General features: G+C 26.9%; 1 protein-coding gene. It reads left to right on the top strand.

The window, feature by feature from the left end:
* Positions 1–146: 146 nt before the first annotated feature.
* Positions 147–1,568, top strand: a complete 1,422-nt coding sequence (locus tag L988_RS12005; protein ID WP_047384586.1) for an IS4 family transposase — start codon at positions 147–149, stop codon at positions 1,566–1,568.
* The last annotated feature ends 99 nt before the right edge of the window (positions 1,569–1,667 follow it).

The raw sequence follows: 1,667 nt of genomic DNA, 5'->3' as shown, positions 1-1,667 counted from the left end.
GTCATAGATGGTCAGGAAAATCCTTAGCGTTGTTATTCCGCGTTTTCCTGACGGGACCCCATGGCTGTCAACCTAAGGGAAATATTTTTAAGCCATATATGGTATAATTTTTTAATTAATTCCAATAAAAGGCGGTACTCAAATCTATGGAGAAAAAATTAAAATACTTAGTTAAAAATTTAAAAAATGTTTTTAGTTTGAGTCAAATTAACGAAATTGCTAAAACTTCTAAATTTGTACAGAGACAAAGCGGTATAACAGCTAAAGACTTTTTAATATTCAATGCTTTCTATGGTGATAATATATGTGGTATTTCCTTATCTCAATTAGCCTCTAAGTATGACGCGTTATTCGATGTAGAGGTATCTAGACAAGCTCTTGATAAGCGATTTAATGATTATTCTGTTACGTTTATGAAAGAAATTTTTAACAACCTCATGTTTAGTCAGAATACTATTTTGAAAAATTTAAAAACCACTCTTAATTTGCATTTTAATCGTATAATAATAAATGATTCAACAGGATTTAATTTACCTAAAGAATTTGCGAATGAATTTGCTGGATCAGGTGGGTCTGCGTCTTCCTCTGCTATAAAAATTCAACTACAATATGAGCTTTTATCTGGAAGCTTTATGAGATTAGACATTTTTTCTGGTACAAATAGTGATGCCAATTATTTAGATATTATGGAAATCGATAAAGAACGCGGAGATCTAAAACTGGCTGATTTGGGATATCTCAAAGTTGATTATCTAAAAGCTTTAGATAAAAGTGGAGCTTCATTCATATCTAAAGTAAAAAGTAATACCGCTCTATATTTAAAAAATTTAAAACCAGAAAAACATAAGAATGGAAAAATAAAAAAAACTAGTAGATATAAAAAAATAGACATCTTAGAGCTATCGAAACCTTTGACAGAAGGTGAAACTATCGAGCTAAAAGATGTCTACATAGGCTCCAAGAAGGAGCTAAAAACCAGATTAATTATAACAAAATTAACTGAAGAAAACAAGAAAAAAAGAGAAGTTACACTTAAAGAAAATATTAGAAAAAAATGCCAAGTATTTAAGCAAAAAAGAATGGATTTTAATAGTGTAAATGCATACATAACTAATGTCAATGAGAATATTCTTAATAATTTACAAGTTCATGAATTATATACTTTAAGGTGGCAAATAGAGATTATGTTTAAAATTTGGAAATCAATATTTAAAATAAGTCAAGTTAAGAAAGTAAAAATAGAAAGATTTAAATGTTTTCTATACGGGCGATTAATCGCATTATTACTATCATCAGCAATAGCTTTTACAAGTAAAAATATTGTATTGATAACGGATGGGAAGGAACTTAGTGAATTTCAATCATTTGGTACGATATTTCAATATTTTCCAAGATTAGCTGGTGTTATTTTCAAAGAAAATATCTATATTTTGAATCTCCTCAAAAAAATAATATCTAATTTCAAAAAATTTTGTTTAAAAACAAATAAAAATATGAAAAAAATTCCTATAGATATTCTTAAAATTATTGAATTAAATTTATTTGAAATTGAAAGAATCGCTTCCTAAACAAATAGATTAATAAAAAATTAGAGCAGATAAGGCGTTGGTTCCCTATCTTTTTTTGACATACAAAATTTTAAAATATAACAATTAAATTTCAAAATA

The organism is Cetobacterium sp. ZWU0022, from assembly GCF_000800875.1.
Lineage (GTDB): Bacteria > Fusobacteriota > Fusobacteriia > Fusobacteriales > Fusobacteriaceae > Cetobacterium_A.
This window is presented reverse-complemented; position numbering and strand designations above follow the sequence as displayed.